Genomic DNA, 17,414 nt, shown 5'->3' on the forward strand with positions numbered 1-17,414 from the left:
ATGCAATATCGGAATCAGACCCTTGAAGCCCTAACCGCCTAGAGTTAAACCAGTCCAACTTTCGGGGGCTAGTTCACTACTGCGTGCGCCTCTTTGAATTGTGAAGTTGTCGCGTGCTTGGTGGGCAGTTAACGCTCTAGCAACTGACTACCTGGCCTGCGTCCTACATTGATGTCGAGGAAGCATGTGCCAACGCAATAATCACCGGAATGACTGTCGCGAATAGGAAAGCTGCCAGGCACAGAGCCCAAATGATTGCCGGTTTCCACTTCTGCATGAAGCCCCAAAAGGCCGTGCCGAACATCAGGAAGCCAATCGCGACGCAGACGATGGTGAAAATCACCCACGTGTCCACTTACTGTCCACCTCCAGGGTTACCGGGGTCTCCGCCGCCTTCATTGCCACCGCCGAAACCACCGCCTCCCGGAATCGGGATGGGCAGTAGGTCAGCGATTCCGCCGCCACCGCCTCCGCCATCGCCACCCGGAACCGGAAGCGGTGCAGGCTGCTCCTCGGAGGACTCAGAGGTCGACTCCTCGGCCGACTCCTCTTCTGTGGTCTCCGGGGCATAGCCCTGGTCATAGCCAGAGTCAGAGGTCGACGGCGCCTGGTACTGCGGCGCACCTGCGACACCACCGATTGGCTCCGGCTTGGTGAAGTACTCAAAGTCCTCGTTAGACAGTGCGTTATCCATGGTGTACTTCCACAGATCGCCCGGGGTTTGCGAGCCGTACATGATGCCACCATAGGAGTTGTAGAGCGCCGAACCATCGACGTTGCCAACCCACACTGCAGTCGACAGCTGCGGTGTCGAACCGATCATCCACGCATCCTTGTTCTGGCCGGTGTCACCCAACTGCGTAGTACCGGTCTTGGCGGCCGACGGGCGACCACCACTCAAGGGCTTGTTGCTGTAACCGGCAATAGGCTCCATGGCCGATATCATATTGGTGGCCACTGCCTTGGAAACTCGACGGTCGCCCTTGTCAGCGTTGGACTCGTAAACAATCTCGCCCTTGGAGTTTTCGACCTTCTCTACGAAGTGAGTCTGCTGATAGACGCCATCGTTAGTCAGGGTAGCCAGACCAACGGCCATATCCAGCGGACGTGAGAGGTACTGACCCAGGGCGATACCGTCCTGCGAGTGACCGTTGTCGTCCATCAGAGTCTTTTCAATACCCGGGATGGACTCAGCCACGCCCAGACGATGAGCCATTTTGGCGGTGTCATCCGGACCATTCTTCAGGTCGCGCTGCAGGCGAATAAACGGGGTGTTCAGCGACTGCTTCAGGGACTCATAAAGCGGAAGCACGCCACCGCCGGCACCGCCGTCGTTGTGCAGAGTGACGTTACCGGACTGCACAGGTGCCGAAGAGTACTGCGCGGTCAGTGGAATGCCCTGATCGAGCGCTGCTGCCAGCGCAAAAATCTTGAAAGTAGAGCCGGTCTGCAGACCGCTGTTCGCGTAGTCCCAACCAGTCGGATCGTCGCCACCGTAGTAAGCGCGGACAGCACCGGTCTTCGGCTCCACCGAAACGATGGCGGCACGCAAACCCGTTGACTGATCGACGTAGTTTTCCATCGCATCCAGGGCAGCCTGCTGCACCGTCGGGTCAATGGTCGTCGTAATGCGTAGACCGCCAGTGTTGACCTCCTGCTCGGAGATACCTTCGCGCTCCAACTCAGCCAGAACCTGATTCTTAATCATGGCAGCCGGGCCGGGCTCCGGAGCCTGCTTCGGCGCCAACGCCGGATCGATGGTCTCCGGGTACTGCATTCCCGCGCGGTCCTGCGGCGAGACGATGTTCATCTCCACCAGGCCATCGAGGACGTAGTTCCAACGCTGCTCAGCCTCCGGGCGGTTAGTCCACGGATCCAGTGCAGATGGACGCTGAATCGAGGCTGCCAGCACAGCACCCTCTTCGGCATTCAGCTCACCGACTTCCTTACCGAAGTAGGCCTTCGACGCTGCCGCGATACCGTATGCGTTACGACCAAAGTAAATCGTGTTGAGGTAGGCCTCAAGGATTTCGTCCTTAGTCCACTCCCGCGCCATCTTCGCCGACATGACCAGTTCCTTGGCCTTACGGGTCAGCGTGCGCTCATTGCCCACCACAGCATTCTTGACGTACTGCTGCGTAATGGTCGAGCCGCCACCGGCACTGGAATTACCAGTCACGACTCCCAGAGCCGCACGGGCATAACCAGTCAAGGAAAAACCCGGGTTGGTATAGAAATCACGATCCTCAGCTGCCAGCACTGCATTGCGTACAGCATCCGGCACCTTGTCGATAGTGATGTTGCTTCGGTTACCGCCCTCGGGGACGATGCGCGTGATTTCCTTTTCACCACTGCGGTCATAAATCACCGCAATCTGGCTATTGGCCAACTCCTCTGGCTCCGGCACGTCCGTTGTCGCATAAGCAACACCGAACACAACTACCGGCAACAGCACGACCAGCGCCACGGCTAGACCGAGCCACGCTAAAATTCGCCGCTTATTATCAGTCGGCTGTTCTTCTTGCGCCATCGAGCTTTCCTCTTCATGGTCATCTGGTTCATGGTCATCTGGGGCGTACTGCCCCTTCTCCGGGTCCGGCTCGCTTGCCGACGTCATCTCTGAATCGGTAGCCAGACCCTCGTCACTGCCACCGACCGAAACAGCATCAATGCTGTCGCTGGAATCGTCGTCAAGCGATGCGTCATCGGAGCGTGCGTGCGTATTGAAGGAATCAGCATCCGGCTGATCCCACCACTCGCCTGATGAATTAGAACCCTGGCCCTCGTGAGGGCTGTTAGGACCGCCTGGGCTATCGGGTCGATCATTGCTCACGGGTGCTCTCCCTAGTTTTCTGACTCTTCTCGAGCTGCCTGAAGTGTCCGGGTCAGGAAACTCCACTTGCAGTCGGGGCACACCTCAACTTCTTTGACGGTGCACGAACCATATTCATTAACTATTGCGGATAATTCGTTTTCAGTACAAGCAGAGCCGGAACGACGGCCCAAGTTTTCTCCGAACACCCAGAATACGAGTCGGAGGTCGAATTTGCGACATACTGGGCACTCTTCCTGGGGCTTTCTGCCGTGAAAACGCGCGGCAGCGACCAGCCGAGCATCGGCATCACAGAGTGATTTCCGTGAAATCTCCCCTGCACGCCACTGCTCCAATAACTGCTTCTTGAGCAAGGAGTGATCGATCTCGCCCTGCCATGTCATCACGAAGACAGATTAGCAGGCGCGTGCGGGCTGATTTCACCCCCGCTTTATCGGTAAACACATGCCCCCTCACGGTTCGGGCATCGGCAAAAAACGCATAAAGGTATAACGTCACGCTCGTTACCTCAATGCGTGCACCCACTCACGGCCGCACCGCTGGCGTAAGGCCCTGGCGCGGGGTCCTGATGCTAGGTCCTGATGCGAGTTCCCGGTGTGAGTTCCCGGCGCGAGGTCAAAGCCTCCGAGCACATAGTTTCAAGGAGAATTACCAAATGAGTTCAATTCGCGTCGCTATCGTCGGCGTCGGCAACTGCGCCTCCTCCCTGGTGCAGGGTGTCGAGTTCTACCGCGATGCAAAGCCCGATGAGACCATTCCTGGCCTCATGCACGTCGTCTTCGGCGACTACCACGTCTCCGATGTCGAGTTCGTCGCAGCTTTCGATGTTGACGACAAGAAGGTCGGCAAGGACCTCTCCGAGGCCATCGTTTCCTCTGAAAACTGCACCATCAAGATCGCCGATGTCCCGACTCTCGGCGTTGAGGTTCAGCGCGGCCCGACCCTGGACGGCGTTGGCAAGTACTACGCGGACACCATCGACGAATCCCCAGCTGAACCGGTCGACGTAGTTCAGGCGCTGAAGGATGCCAAGGTCGATGTCCTGGTCTCCTACCTGCCAGTCGGTTCCGAGCAGGCCGACAAGTTCTACGCACAGTGCGCCATTGACGCTGGTGTAGCCTTCGTCAACGCCCTGCCGGTCTTCATCGCTTCCGACCCGGAGTGGGCCAAGAAGTTCGAAGACGCAGGCGTTCCGATCGTCGGCGACGACATCAAGAGCCAGGTCGGCGCAACCATCACCCACCGCGTCATGGCCAAGCTATTTGAGGACCGCGGTGTTCGCCTCGAGCGCACCCTGCAGCTCAACGTCGGCGGCAACATGGACTTCAAGAACATGCTCGAGCGCGACCGCCTCGAGTCCAAGAAGATCTCCAAGACCCAGGCCGTCACCTCCAATCTCACCGGTCCACTGGCCGGCAAGATCGATGACCGCAACGTCCACATCGGCCCGTCCGACTGGGTGGACTGGCTGGATGACCGCAAGTGGGCCTACGTCCGACTCGAGGGCAAGGCCTTCGGCGAGGTGCCGCTGAACCTTGAGTACAAGCTCGAGGTCTGGGACTCCCCGAACTCCGCTGGCATCATCATCGATGCTGTTCGCGCTGCCAAGATCGCCAAGGATCGCGGTATCGGCGGCCCGGTTTACGCCGCTTCTTCCTACCTGATGAAGTCCCCGCCGAAGCAGCTTGCCGACGATGTTGCGCGAGCACAGCTCGAAGCATTCATCAAGGGCGAAGACTAAAAGGTACAAGCACTCAAAAGTACAAGCGAGCAGCTCCGAGAGCATGTTCCTTGAAAAGCGTCAGCCGGTTACCCATGCGGTAGCCGCTGGCGCTTTTGTGCTTCTCTAGCCTCCCCGCGCCCTCCCACGCTCTTCTCGTCCTCCTCGCCCTACTCGCTGCTGCGCCCATCTCGTCCCCGCCATGGATGCGTGCGCTGCAGTCGTCGTAAAGCAGACAGCAATACACCCGCGAGGATGAATCTGCGAGATATATCACAAGCCAAAAGCATTCGCGAAAGTAGCCGTATGGCTACCTCCAACCCAAAGTTCTAAGTACAGAAGAAGTGACACTTTAGGGGGTTTCTGCCAGCACCGAAAAACCTTATACGCAGATAGGTTTAATGTTTTGTACTGGGGTTTTAGATGTTTGGTGGAAAATTCCTGGTGATTTCATCGCCGAAATCACCAGTTGTAGAAAAATAAATAGCACCCCAAATAAATTTCGTATTGGCAACTAGCACTGTTCGCATATAACATCGTCGCTATGACATTATCTTCGGGCTCGATTGGCAATCCTGATGCCGTTACTCCTCTGTCGCTCGCTAAGCGCATTCGCCCTCTCCTGACTCGCGCTGAGCTGCTCTACAGCCGCCGCTCCTCGGAGTCCCAGCTCAGCCGCGCGCAGCTGTCCATCATGATGACCCTGGAGGCACTGGGCGCCTGCCGTATCAGCCAGTTGGCTGAGGCCGAGGCCATCCGCATGCCCACCGCCTCCAACGCCGTGCACCACTTGGAGGTCGCCGGCATGGTGGAGCGCGTCCGCGACAGCAAAGACCGTCGTGGCGTCCGCGTTGAACTGACCGACCGTGGCCGTGAAGAGCTGCACCGTGTTTCTGAAGAGCGCGATCAGCAGATGGCTGAGATGTTCAGCACGCTGAGCCAGGAAGAGCTGGAATTTGGCGCTGGTCTTGAGACGATTCTGTCCAAGATTCTCGAAAACTACCCGGAGCACCCAAAGACAAACCCAAACGTCTAGTCTCTTTTCCAGCTAGCCCTGCCCTCTTTAAGCCCACAGGCAGGATACATAGCTTTTACACTTCCTCGGTGCCGTTTTAAATATGCCCGCCTATCCACGTAGGCTATTACCCAGAAGCACCACTTGGATATTTCTGAGTAATCACAGGAGGATTAGCGATGGCTTCCCGCCCGCTTCGTATCATGATTGCGTGGCGTCCAGGCGAGTACGGCACCGAAACGCTTGCTTACGCCGCTTGGTTAGCTCGCACCACGAAGGTGCAGATTCGCGTTGTCAGCGCACTGTCGCGCGGCTGGCCGCTGACCTCACTGGCTCGGTTGAGCACCAATGACTCCTGGGTTTCCCACGAAACCGAGTCTCTTGAAAAAATCATCAAGGATGAGCTAAAGCTCGCTGGCCTGCGCAAGGGCATGCTTGACGACGATGCCGTACGAATCATCGAATCCTCCAGCGAATCCACAACTATCTGCAACGAAGCCGAAGAATTCGAAGCCGATGTGGTTTTGCTTGGCACGCGCCGAAGCAATACCAAGGACTGGACCGCCAAGAACCGCAGTCGCTTTACTGCGGGATCAACCTCGGATGCGCTGCTGCATTACTCGCCAATCCCGCTGGGATTGGCGATCCCCGGCGCGAAGCTTTCTAAGCACGGTGTGACCCGTGTCAGCATTTGCTACATTGACACCCCGCAGTCCCACCATGCATTGAATAAGGCTGCTGACCTGGCATATCGCTGGGAAGTTCCCCTGCGCCTGGTCTCGTTTACGCCTCGTGGTGCGACCATGTACCCAACGGAGAACGGCTACGGCCCCTCCTCTGACCTGATGATTGAGTGGCGCGAGCAGGCTATGGGGCTGCTCGACCGCGGTATCGACCGCGCACATACCCGTTACCCAGACCTTTCCGTTGATGCGGAAGTGGCGTCCGGCAACGGTTGGGAAGAGGCCATTCAGTCCATCAAGTGGAAAAAGGGAGACTTGCTCGTTTTGGGTTCGTCTACCCTTGGCCCATTCGGACGAATTTTCATCGGCTCGTCGACTAACCACATCGTTCGCCACAGCCCGGTGCCAATGCTGATTACTCCGGCCTAGTATGGCAGGCACATCAGACGGCATTTAGAGGCGAGGGGAGCAGAAGGTGGATAATTCACCGAAGCGCAGTACACCAGAGCGCAATGAGGATGAAATCTTCGACGAGCTTGAGCGCAAGATGTATTCCGGAAAGCGTGCCTACATCTACACCGCGGGTGTGATTCTTACGACGCTGCTCGCGGGCCTCATTATCGGCATCGCCGGCGCCATTGTCGGTGGCCCCACCTGTGATGCGGGTAAGTCCAGCTTCCTCTGCTCCCGCACTTGGGAGATCCTTTTCCCCGTTGTCCCGGGCGTAATCTCCCTGGTCGGCTGCCTTTTGGGCTTCTGGCAGACCTACGTGGAGTGGAAGAACTTCCGCAACTGGCGCGCGTGGCTCGCTATGTGCTGGGTGCTCATGCCCTTCACTTTGATGTGGATGCTCTCCACATTCGGCGTCCTGATTCTGGGCGTTAAGTAGGGGTAAGAGGCGGCCAGCCTCGGAGCCACCCCTTGAGGCTTTTGCGAGAAAGTCTCAAGCGAGAAAGTGTCTGGGTTTATGTCAAATTTGAGCCGATTTTAGGCCTCAAACTGTCATAAACCCAGACACTTTCTTGTACGCACTAGTCTCCTTGGCTACTTCTTCACAACCAGGTTGACCATCTTGCCCGGAACGACAATGACCTTCACGATATTGCCACCGGCGTTCTCCACAGCTGCGACAACCTTTTCGTCGGCACGCGCGGCGGCCTCGATGTCCTCGCGGGAAGCATCGGTAGCCACATCAATGCGAGCGCGAACCTTGCCGTTAATCTGAACTGGCAGCTCAACGGTGTCGTCGACCAGCCACTTCTCGTCAACTGCCGGCCACGGACCGTGTGCCAGGGACTCGGTGTGGCCGAGACGGCTCCACAGTTCCTCCGCGATGTGCGGTGCCACAGGGCCAAGCATGAGGGCCAGCGGTTCCACGGCGGCGCGCGGGGCACCGGTCGAACCGTAGGTCTTAGTCAGGTAGTTGACGTACTCAATGAGCTTTGCGACGGCCGTGTTGTCACGCAGCTCTGCGTAGTCAGAGGTAACCCCTTCCACGGTGCGGTTGAGCGCCTTGAGGTCGTCGTCGGAAAGCGCTGCGTCCGTGACGGCGAGCTCACCGGAGTCCTCATTGACCACCAGGCGCCAAGCGCGCTGGAGGAAGCGCTGCGAGCCGACCAGATCCTTCGTCGCCCACGGGCGGGAGGTGTCCAGCGGACCCATGGCCATCTCGTAGACGCGCAGGGTGTCGGCGCCGTAGTTGTCGCAGACCTCGTCGGGGGAGACAGCGTTCTTCAGGGACTTGCCCATCTTGCCGTACTCCTGGAAGACCTCCAGGTCAGAGCCGTCTTCGGCGCCGCCCGGGATGAGGAACTTACCATCGCGCTCAACAACCTGATCCGCCGGCTGGTAGACACCACGGGCATCGGTGTAGGCGTAAGCCTGGATGTAGCCCTGGTTGAACAGACGGCGGTACGGCTCCTTGGAGGTCACGTAGCCGAGGTCGAAGAGGACCTTGTGCCAGAAGCGGGAGTAGAGCAGGTGCAGCACTGCGTGCTCGACGCCACCGACGTAGAGGTCGACGCCGCCTGGGTCGTCCTTACCGTGAGTCTCCGGGCGAGGGCCGGTCCAGTAGCGCTCGTTTTCCAGGTCAACGAACTCCTCAGCGTTGTTCGGGTCGATGTAGCGCAGCTGGTACCAGGAGGAACCTGCCCAGTTCGGCATGACGTTGGTGTCACGGCGGTACTTCTTCTTGCCATCGCCGAGATCGAGCTCGACATTGACCCAGTCAGTGGCCTTGTCCAGTGGAGCCTTTGGCTCGGTGTCAGCATCGTCCGGGTCGAAGGTGACCGGCTTGTAGTCCTCGACCTCTGGCAGCTCGACCGGAAGCATGGACTCGGGCAGCGCGTGGGCGTGACCGTCCTCGTCGTAGACGATGGGGAAGGGCTCGCCCCAGTAGCGCTGGCGGGCGAACAGCCAGTCGCGCAGCTTGTACTGGACCTTCTCGTGACCCGCACCTTCCTTCTCCAACCACTCAATGACGGTGGCGATGGCGGTGTCCTTGTCCAGGCCATTGATGTCCAGGCCGGAATCATTGGCGGAGTTCACGCACGTACCGTTACCGACGTACGCCTCCTTTGCAATGTCACCACCTGCGACGACCTCGCGGATTGGCAGACCGAAGGCAGTGGCGAACTCGTAGTCGCGCTCATCGTGGGCCGGGACAGCCATGATGGCACCGGTGCCGTAGCCAATCAGGACGTAGTCGGAAATGAATACCGGCACCTGCTCACCGCTCACCGGGTTGGTGGCGTAAGCGCCCAGGAAGACACCGGTCTTTTCCTTGTTCTCCTGGCGTTCCAGGTCGGACTTGGAGGCAATTGCGGCGCGGTAAGCGGCGACGGCCTCGGCTGGGGTTTCCTTGCCGAAGGTCCAGCGCTCATCCACGCCCTCGTAGGAACCGCTGCCGGCTTCAACCAGCTGATCCACCAGCTCGTGCTCAGGAGCGAGCACCATGTAAGAGGCTCCGAAGAGAGTGTCCGGACGAGTGGTGAAGACCCTGATCTTGGTGGAGACCTTCGGGCCGACCTCGGCTGTGAAGTCGACCTCGGCACCGCGGGAGCGGCCGATCCAGTTGCGCTGCATGGACTTGACCTTGTCCGGCCAGTCCAGCAGCTCCAGGTCGTCGACCAGGCGGTCAGCGTATGCGGTGATGCGCATCATCCACTGGCCCAGCCGCTTGCGGAACACCGGGAAGTTACCGCGCTCCGAACGGCCCTCGGCGGTCACTTCTTCGTTGGACAGCACAGTGCCGAGGCCCGGACACCAGTTGACCATCGAATTCGACTGGTAAACCAGACGGAATTCGTCGACTGCTTCGCGCTGCTCGGTCTCGCTGAGCTCAGCGTAGACGCGACCATCCTTGGTAGTCATCTCGCCCGACTCCAGCAGCGGAATCAGCTCATCGATGCGACGGGCCTTCTTCTGATCCTCATCGAACCAGGCGTTGTAAATCTGCAGGAAAATCCACTGCGTCCACTTGTAGTAGTCCTGGTCAGTGGTCGCGAAAACACGGCGGCGGTCATGGCCAAGTCCCAGGCGGCCCAGCTGGCGCTCCATGTTGGCGATATTCGCTTCCGTCGTCACGCGCGGGTGCGTACCGGTCTGGATTGCGAACTGCTCCGCCGGCAGACCGAAGGCGTCGTAGCCCAGGGTGTGCAGCACGTTTGCGCCCTGCATGCGGTGGAAGCGCGCGAAGACGTCGGTGGCGATGTATCCCAGCGGGTGGCCTACGTGCAGACCGACACCGGACGGGTACGGGAACATGTCCTGGACGAAAAGCTTGTCCTTCGGCGGAGTCGAGCCGTCGGCAGCTGCCAAATCGCCCACCGGGTTGGGGGCGTAGAAGGTGCCGTTATCTTTCCAATACGCCTGCCACTTTCCCTCTAGCTGAGTCGCCAGCTCGGGGGAGTAGCGGTAGTCGGTGGCTTCTGCCGAGGACGAGGACTTTTCGCTGTTGGTCATGGTCTCACAGTCTAATAGGTGCGTTTGGCACGTGCTCAACCACCTATATAAATTGGAAGCATGATTGTCATCCCTGTAATTACCCTGGTTCTGGCTGTTTGCATAGCCGTTGTCGCTGGTTTGGCATGGTCGGCGAAACTGCCGGGTAATGACTGGATCGGAATTCGAGCGCCTGAGGCTCGAAAGTCCCAGGAAAACTGGGATATTACGCACCGCGTTGCCGGCCCGCCGTGGGCTGTGTCCGCTATCGCTTTCCTCGGCGCCGCCATGCTCGGCTTCCTCGCCATCCGCCCGGAGGCCTCTGGTTGGATGTGGCTGTGGTACGCCGTCGCTCTGCTCGCCGGTATCGCCATGCTCGGCATTGGTGCGGCTATCGGCTCGCACACCATCGCGCTTTACGACGCCAAGGTCTCCGCCGAGTCCGGCTCCGGTTGTGGGTGCGGTGACGGTGACAGCGGCTGCGGCTGTGGCTCCGCCGCCACTGATGCCACCGACGCTGCACCTGATGATGCCTGCTGCTCCGACAACCCGGCAGCTGACTGCGGTGTCTCCGGTGGCTGCAGCTCCTGTGGCCTGGAAGGACTGTGCACGGACAAGGGCTCATCCGCGAATGCCACTTTCAAGCCTGTGGACAAGGATGCGCTGCGCAAGGCAGCTGAGCAGAAGAAGTAAAAAATTATTGCAGAGAAAAGCTTCTGCAAAACAGTAAGACAACCTCTGGTTGCCCACTAAGCTATTTGTCCATGTGGCAACGAATTGTGAATTGGCGTCCAGATCCCCTCATCGTCGGTATCGTTGCTGCAGCGATACTGGCGATTATTTTTCCTGCAAGCGGCACTACCGCTGAGGTTTTCAGCTGGGCCACAAAGATCGCCATTGGCTTCTTGTTCTTCCTCTATGGCGCGCGCCTGAGCCCGCAGGATGCGTTGGCCGGTGTTAAGCATTGGCGGCTGCACATAACCATTCTGGCTTTCACATTCGTGCTGTTCCCAATCCTCGGCCTGCTGATGAAACCCCTGGATTGGATTCTTTCTCCTGGCCTCTACCTGGGCATTTTGTACATGACGCTGGCACCGTCGACGGTGCAGTCGAGTGTGAACTTCACCTCCATCGCCAAGGGCAATGTCGCCGGCGCAATCGTCAGTGCCTCGGCATCTAACCTGCTGGGCATTGTGGTCACACCGGTGCTGGTGATGCTGTTGATGGCCACTGGTGGCGGCGTTCATGTGGATTCGTCGGTGTTCTTGGATATCTCGCTGCAGTTGCTGCTGCCATTCGCAATCGGCCAGCTCACTCGCCGTTGGACCCTGAAGTTTGCCGCCGCGAAGACGACTAAGAACGTTGACCGCCTATCTATCGCAATGGTCGTTTACGCAGCCTTCTCCGAGGGCATGGTGCAGGGCATCTGGTCGAAGGTGCCGGCAGGGGACATTGTCATCCTGTGCGTGCTTTCGGTCGTGTTGGTGGAATTCGTTTTGCGGTTGTCCGGATTCGTCGCCAACAAGATGGGCTTCGACCGCAAGGACCGCATTGCGATTCAGTTCTGCGGTTCGAAGAAGTCCCTGGCCACCGGTCTGCCCATGGCCGCCGTTATCTTCGGTGCCGATGCCAGCCTCTATATTTTGCCGCTGATGATTTTCCACCAGATTCAGCTGATGATCTGTGCGGTCTACGCCGCTCGCTGGGGCAAGGAGGCAGAAGCCGAGCCGGAGCCACAACCCGCTTAACGCGGTCCAGGGCATGGACCCGAGGGGCGAATCCGGCTTGGCACATATACTGGGGCGCACAACATATGGTTCGGTTTTAAACGAGCAAACGAAAGTGTGAGATTCAGCATGGCTAACGAGAATCCGGCTCCGTTCTCCCCGGAACAGCGCGCCGCAGAAGAGACCGCAATCAACGAGTTCTGGTCGTGGTGGAACTCTTTTGGCGCCGATGCGCTCGACTCGATGTTTAGTGTCCAGCTCGGTATCGATGGTGCTCCGAACGCCGCCGATGTGGACATTATTGATGTCCAGAAGGAGGTCGGCGGCCGCATCGCCGCTATTAATGACCGGCTCATCTGGGGGTTTGAGGCTGGCGCTCCGTATTCTCGCCACCTTCTGACTGTTAGCGCTGCCGGCGATCCGGAGCTGCGTCCGGTCGCTCGCCGTTGGCTGGAGGCCGCGCCTGACGACGGCGCGGTGTGGTCTTTCACCGACCTCCGTCAGGCGGATCCGGCGATGAAGCTGTCGCTGGGGGATGTCGCGGCCACGTTGGTTGCACAGGGTGCGCTCGAGGCCGATGCTCCGGCCGAGGTCGATCCGGCAGACGCCCGCGTGGCTGTTAGCAGTGGTCATGGGGCAGTGGACGTTCGCCTATTCCACCCGCTGTTCCCGGCAATTGCTCAGTTGGAGGACGGTGAGCGCTTGGTAGCTCAGCTCGGTTTCACGCTGCTGCAGCTGGCTCTGGGGGAGGAGGACTTCGGCCTATGGCTACGCGGTTTTGCCTTCGCCGGCGAGGAGCCGGAAGGTGCGATCCCGCTACCGGAGCTGGGCGGTGTCGTCGAGAAGCTCGCGGAAGAGTGCCCGGAGTGGCTCACCATTGATGCCGAAGCCAACGGCCAGCCGCTCGTCGTCGCCACCCGCGCTCCGATTACGCAGCTGGTGAGCCCGACTATGACGCAGCATGTGCTGATTCAGCTCATGCTCGGCAATATTGATGACAAGGGCTTGCCGACGGACGAATCGAAGGAATCCCTCTCCGAGTTCAATACCGCTGCCGCTGAAGCCATCGCTGAGGACAAGGGTATTTTTGTCGCAACTGAGCAATCCGATGGCATGGCTCTGATGCACTTCTTTATTGACCCGGCATCTGATGCGGAGGCGGGTCTGCGAGCTGTTGCGGAGACGTGGGCCGAGGGAGAGCATGTCGTCGATACCGGTTACGATCCAGCTTGGCAGCGCGTCGGTCACCTGCGCGTGTAGATTGGTTTTTTGTTATGAACGCTCGTCATCGTCTTACTCCACGGCCTTCCCGCGCGATTCGCATGGGTCTTACCGGTGTCATCGCTGTCACCAGCCTTCCGCTGGCAGCTGGAAACGTCGCTGCGGCTCCGCAGCCAAAACTGACTCCGCAGGGCACTATTGATGCTCCGGGGCGAACCCAGATCAGCTTTACCCACACCCCAAGTGGCACGCACTACGGTACGGCGAACGAGAATGAAGCTCGTCCGGGGCTTTCGATTGTCAAGCTCTACATTGCGGACTACGTCTTCAAACATGGCACAGAAGCGGACAAGGCGAAGGCTACAGAGATGATTCGCTACTCCGATGACAATATCGCCAGTGAGCTCTATGGCCGTTACCCGGATTCCATCAACGCCACTGCGCGTGAATACGGCCTCAGCAACACCCACGATGCAGGTCACTGGGGAAATTCAACTACGTCCAGCGCGGACACTGTGAAGTTCCTGGAGGCCAAGAAGCGTGAGAACACTTCTGACCCGGTTCTGGTTGCTATGAGCACCGCGTCACCTGTGGCAGCGGATGACTACCGTCAGGATTACGGCACCGCCACGCTGCCGGGTGTTATTGGCACAAAGTGGGGTTGGTCCGATGACCGCCAGAGCGTTCACGCCTCGGCATCCATTGGACCTGACTTCAGCGTCGCTGCTAACACCTACGGCACGAAGGAAACTCACACCAGCGATGTTCAGAATGCCTTCGACGGCACGCTGGGCACTCCATCGCTGCCGGACATCCCAGGCGTCCCGAACCTGCCCGAGAGCCCAAATCTCGGCGAACTACTGAATCTGCTGGAAACCCCGCAGCTGCCCCAGATTCCGGGACTACCGGACTTCACAGGCCAGGTACCGGCGCAGTTCTAGCCACTGCCGCTAGCCACTGGTTCGCTGGCACTGTCCACACACAGCGCACCTCACGCGACAAGGTTCACGAGGACCATATACAGCGCCGTGCCTACAAAAATCGAAATCACGGTGTTACGCCGCCACCAGTGCAGGCCAATGGTGACCACCAGTGCTACCGGCACGGCCCAGGCAGCGCCGGGGTCGCCACTCTCACCACTGAGTCCTAGCCGCCCGAAGACGGTGTAGGCAACCAACGCCACCATGACTCCAACCGGCATGGTCGTGCCGAGGAACTCGAACAGGGGAGACCCTTTCAGAGTGCGCACGAACGCAAACGGCAGCGCACGCAGCGCAAGAGTCACCGTACCCATCGCAAAGAGCGCGGCAAGCACATAGCCGGAATCGGGCATCGCGGTCATGCTCGCTCTCCCTCCGTTACACGCTGATTGCTTGCCGACGTCATGCGCATCACCCGATCCACCCGCGGTGACCACACGCGCAACAGCAGCAGGCCGAAGTACATCAGCAGTCCGATAACCAGCATCTGGTTCGGGTTAATCAGCCAGCCCACCAGCGTGCAGACGATAGCGGACAGGGGCAGTGACCAGTCCTTAGAAGTCTCAAACGCGTCCATGGCCAGCACCGTAAAGAGCGCCACCAGTGCGAACTCGGCACCGCGGATACCCTCGGGCAGTGCTGCGCCGGTTAGAGCCCCGACAATACCGGAGCCCACCCACAATAACTGGCAGAGAATCTGAATCGTCAGCAGTCGGTGGCCCGACATCTTTTCGTCCGCATTTGCCGCAGAGACGATGGCATACGACTCGTCGGTAAGCGCGTATGTGGAGTATGCGCGACCGAGACGAGACTGTATCCGGTCGCGTGGGAACGTCAGCCCATAGAAGACGTGGCGGAAGTTGACCATAAAGGACGTCACAGCACAGCCGAGCAGACCCGTATGCGCCATAACCAGGCCAACAGCGAGGAATTCCATCGACCCCGCGTAGACCACGAAGGAGAAGATGGGGGCCCACCACCAGCTAAAGCCAGTCTGTGCGATGAGCAGGCCGAATGCGAGCCCCAGCGGAATGAGTCCCATGCCCACGGGCAGTGTCTGCCGGATGCCGGCAGCTATGTCGCTGCGGTCGCTGTTTCCTGTGGCGCTACTTCCTTCAGCCCTGTTTCCTTCGGTATTGATGTGCTCACTCATCTAGTTGTCACGTACATCTACGGGGTAGGTGCCATACAGTGGCAGCGGCCATGGCTGACGGCGCATGCAATCACCCCAGATGTCCGCGGCAGCAGGAGCGAGTACATCAGAGGGCAGGGCAGGGGCGACGTACCAGTCACCGCGGTCGAGCTCGTCTTCCAGCTGTCCCGGGTCCCAGCCTGCGTAACCGGCGAAGATGCGTGCGCCATCTATGCGGTCGCGTACGTCCTCCGGCTCCGCACCGAGGTTGACCAGCGCAAACCTGTGGGCGATGCGTTCCATCAGCGGGGTACCGGTAATACTGTCGGTCTCCTCTGGGAGGGTGGCGCCGTTTCGCACCACACCAATGCAGATTGGCTGTGTCTGGTTGACCGGACCCCCGACGTAGAGCACCGGCGGCTTGGCCATCAGCGGCGCCCAAGGCTCGAGCACATTGTGCACCGGCGTCTGCGAACGCTGCGTGAGATCGACACCAAGGGTGCCGTGTTCATCGTGCTCAATAAGGAAAATCACCGAGCGGGAAAACTCCGGCGAGAGCATGCCGGGTGCTGCGAGCAGCAGCATCCCGGCAGCCGGGTCGTTGCGCTCAAGGCTGGTAAAAAGCCGGTCGCCGTAGAGATTTTCCGGATTAATCGATGCCATTAGCTCTCACTTTCGCTTTCAGCCTGCTCACCGGACTGCTCGTACCACCATTTCTTCAGCGCCAAGATAGCATCTTCACGCTCCAGCGGACCGGACTCCAATCGCAGCTCTTTCAGGTAATTCCAGGCCTGTCCGACTTCTTTGCCGGGCTTCAGGTCCAGAATTTCCATGATTTCGTTGCCATCCAGGTCGGGGCGGACGCGTGCGAGGTCCTCCTGCTCGGCGAGCTCCTTGATTCGCGCTTCCAGGCTGTCGCAGGCTCGTGCGAGGCGTGCTGCTTTACGACGGTTTCTCGTCGTACAGTCGGCCCGCACGATTTTGTTGAGTCGTTCCAACAGATCTCCGGCGTCGTTGACATAACGTCGCACCGCCGAGTCCGTCCACTTGCCTTCGCCGTAGCCGTGGAAGCGCATGTGCAGGTAGACCAACTGCGAGATTTCGTGGTTGGTCTTCTTCGGGAACTTCAGTTTCCGAAGGCGGCGCCGCACCAGCTTCGCACCAACCACTTCGTGCTGGTAAAAGGTGACGTTTCCCTGCTCGTTGTAGGCACGGGTAGCGGGTTTGCCGCAGTCGTGCAGCAGTGCCGCCCAGCGCAGTACGAGGTCCGGTTCACCGGGTTCTTCCTGGTCAATAGCTTGCCGCATGACCTGCAGAGAGTGTTGGTAGACATCCTTGTGCTGGCGGTGTTCATCCTGCGTCATGCGCATGTCGGAAATCTCCGGCAGCACGCGGTCGGCCAACCCCGATTCCACCATCAGGTCGATACCTCGGCTTGGGTCCGCACCCAGGATGAGCTTGTTCAGCTCGGTGGAGATGCGCTCGACCGTGATGCGGTCAATTTCGCTGGACATTTCCTTCAACGCCTTGAGCACACGCGGTGCCACATCGAACCCCAACTGGGATGCGAAGCGGCAGGCACGCAGCATCCGCAGGGGGTCGTCGCCAAAACTGACCTCCGGCGCACCCGGGGTATCCAACACACCCGCGACAAGATCCTCGAAACCTCCGAGCGGGTCAAGGAAGGTGCGGGTGCCGTCACCGTGGAGCTCCACGGCGATGGCGTTACAGCGGAAGTCACGGCGGATTAGGTCGCCCTCCAGCGTGTCACCGAAAGTGACCTCCGGATTGCGACTGACCTGGTCATACGTATCCGCACGGAAGGTGGTGATCTCCACCTGACGGCCATGCCGTTCCGCGGAGAGTGTGCCGAATTCAATGCCGGTATCCCAGACAATGTCCGCCCAGTCATCGAGGATCGCGCGTGTCACCTCCGGGCGCGCGTCGGTGGTGAAATCGAGATCCACGCCCAGTCGCCCTAAGAGAGCATCGCGCACAGAACCGCCCACGAGGTACAGGCGATGGCCAGCTGCACTAAACGCAGCTGCCAGCGAATCCAGGATCTCCGACTCCTTGGCGATCGCCTGATCCGCCACTGCCAGCATTGCCGTCCTGCGCACCTGTGGGTCCGCGTCAGCAGCCGCCGGAGTAGCACCGTGAG

The 17,414-nt window shown here is 59.5% G+C and carries 16 protein-coding genes; 8 read left to right on the forward strand and 8 right to left on the reverse strand.

Translation table 11 applies throughout. The features are described from left to right. Nucleotides 1-163: 163 nt before the first annotated feature. The 3 genes from QP981_RS08815 to QP981_RS08825 are packed head-to-tail and all read right to left on the reverse strand — an operon-like array spanning nt 164 to nt 3,216. A complete protein-coding gene (locus QP981_RS08815) occupies nt 164-355 on the reverse strand; it encodes a hypothetical protein (RefSeq protein WP_016421704.1) in 192 nt (63 codons plus the stop codon). Then, on the reverse strand, nt 356-2,833 hold the full coding sequence (locus tag QP981_RS08820; RefSeq protein WP_016421705.1) for a transglycosylase domain-containing protein: 2,478 nt from the start codon (nt 2,831-2,833) through the stop codon (nt 356-358). Nucleotides 2,834-2,844: 11 nt separating this feature from the next. Then, nucleotides 2,845-3,216, reverse strand: coding sequence for a DUF5318 family protein (locus tag QP981_RS08825; RefSeq protein ID WP_224433683.1), 372 nt, complete (start codon nt 3,214-3,216; stop codon nt 2,845-2,847). Between the two features lie 272 nt (nt 3,217-3,488). On the opposite strand from QP981_RS08825, the gene QP981_RS08830 reads away from it, so the two are divergent. From QP981_RS08830 to QP981_RS08845, 4 genes are all read left to right on the forward strand, one after another. Further along, nucleotides 3,489-4,574, forward strand: a complete 1,086-nt coding sequence (locus tag QP981_RS08830; protein ID WP_016421706.1) for an inositol-3-phosphate synthase — start codon at nt 3,489-3,491, stop codon at nt 4,572-4,574. Nucleotides 4,575-5,097: 523 nt separating this feature from the next. Continuing rightward, the gene (locus QP981_RS08835) at nt 5,098-5,589 is read left to right on the forward strand and encodes a MarR family winged helix-turn-helix transcriptional regulator (RefSeq protein WP_070429059.1); all 492 of its coding nucleotides are present in this window, start codon (nt 5,098-5,100) and stop codon (nt 5,587-5,589) included. A 158-nt stretch (nt 5,590-5,747) separates the two neighbouring features. Further along, nucleotides 5,748-6,680 carry a universal stress protein gene (locus tag QP981_RS08840; protein WP_016421709.1) on the forward strand — a complete coding sequence of 311 codons (933 nt, stop codon included), beginning with the start codon at nt 5,748-5,750 and terminating at the stop codon, nt 6,678-6,680. A gap of 46 nt (nt 6,681-6,726) precedes the next feature. Next, nucleotides 6,727-7,140 (forward strand): hypothetical protein, encoded by a 414-nt coding sequence (locus QP981_RS08845; protein WP_070429060.1) that lies wholly within the window; start codon nt 6,727-6,729, stop codon nt 7,138-7,140. 155 nt (nt 7,141-7,295) lie between these two features. Here QP981_RS08845 and leuS read toward each other — a convergent pair whose 3' ends face one another. Beyond that, nucleotides 7,296-10,214 (reverse strand): leucine--tRNA ligase, encoded by a 2,919-nt coding sequence (gene leuS / locus QP981_RS08850; RefSeq protein WP_284797641.1) that lies wholly within the window; start codon nt 10,212-10,214, stop codon nt 7,296-7,298. A gap of 60 nt (nt 10,215-10,274) precedes the next feature. On the opposite strand from leuS, the gene QP981_RS08855 reads away from it, so the two are divergent. From QP981_RS08855 to QP981_RS08870, 4 genes are all read left to right on the forward strand, one after another. Beyond that, nucleotides 10,275-10,886, forward strand: coding sequence for an SdpI family protein (locus QP981_RS08855; RefSeq protein WP_070628761.1), 612 nt, complete (start codon nt 10,275-10,277; stop codon nt 10,884-10,886). Nucleotides 10,887-10,957: 71 nt separating this feature from the next. Next, nucleotides 10,958-11,941, forward strand: a complete 984-nt coding sequence (locus QP981_RS08860; protein WP_284857871.1) for a bile acid:sodium symporter family protein — start codon at nt 10,958-10,960, stop codon at nt 11,939-11,941. 108 nt (nt 11,942-12,049) lie between these two features. Continuing rightward, nucleotides 12,050-13,180 carry a DUF695 domain-containing protein gene (locus tag QP981_RS08865; RefSeq protein ID WP_069358893.1) on the forward strand — a complete coding sequence of 377 codons (1,131 nt, stop codon included), beginning with the start codon at nt 12,050-12,052 and terminating at the stop codon, nt 13,178-13,180. Nucleotides 13,181-13,194: 14 nt separating this feature from the next. Continuing rightward, nucleotides 13,195-14,082 (forward strand): serine hydrolase family protein, encoded by an 888-nt coding sequence (locus tag QP981_RS08870; RefSeq protein WP_284857872.1) that lies wholly within the window; start codon nt 13,195-13,197, stop codon nt 14,080-14,082. 50 nt (nt 14,083-14,132) lie between these two features. Here the strand turns inward: QP981_RS08870 and QP981_RS08875 are convergent, their stop codons facing one another. The 4 genes from QP981_RS08875 to QP981_RS08890 all read right to left on the reverse strand — a co-directional run bounded on the left by QP981_RS08875 (nt 14,133) and on the right by QP981_RS08890 (nt 17,358). After that, nucleotides 14,133-14,483 (reverse strand): branched-chain amino acid transporter permease, encoded by a 351-nt coding sequence (locus QP981_RS08875; protein ID WP_049189416.1) that lies wholly within the window; start codon nt 14,481-14,483, stop codon nt 14,133-14,135. Next, nucleotides 14,480-15,163: an AzlC family ABC transporter permease gene (locus QP981_RS08880; protein ID WP_048733174.1), complete on the reverse strand. Its 684-nt coding sequence runs from the start codon at nt 15,161-15,163 to the stop codon at nt 14,480-14,482. The genes QP981_RS08875 and QP981_RS08880 overlap by 4 nt, the downstream gene beginning before the upstream one ends. Before the next feature lie 111 nt (nt 15,164-15,274). After that, nucleotides 15,275-15,916: a YqgE/AlgH family protein gene (locus QP981_RS08885; protein ID WP_048733149.1), complete on the reverse strand. Its 642-nt coding sequence runs from the start codon at nt 15,914-15,916 to the stop codon at nt 15,275-15,277. Then, nucleotides 15,916-17,358, reverse strand: coding sequence for a CCA tRNA nucleotidyltransferase (locus QP981_RS08890; RefSeq protein WP_016421726.1), 1,443 nt, complete (start codon nt 17,356-17,358; stop codon nt 15,916-15,918). The genes QP981_RS08885 and QP981_RS08890 overlap by 1 nt, the downstream gene beginning before the upstream one ends. Nucleotides 17,359-17,414: the final 56 nt, after the last annotated feature.

The organism is Corynebacterium sp. MSK047 (genome assembly GCF_030232285.1).
Classification (GTDB): Bacteria; Actinomycetota; Actinomycetes; order Mycobacteriales; family Mycobacteriaceae; genus Corynebacterium; species Corynebacterium jeikeium_D.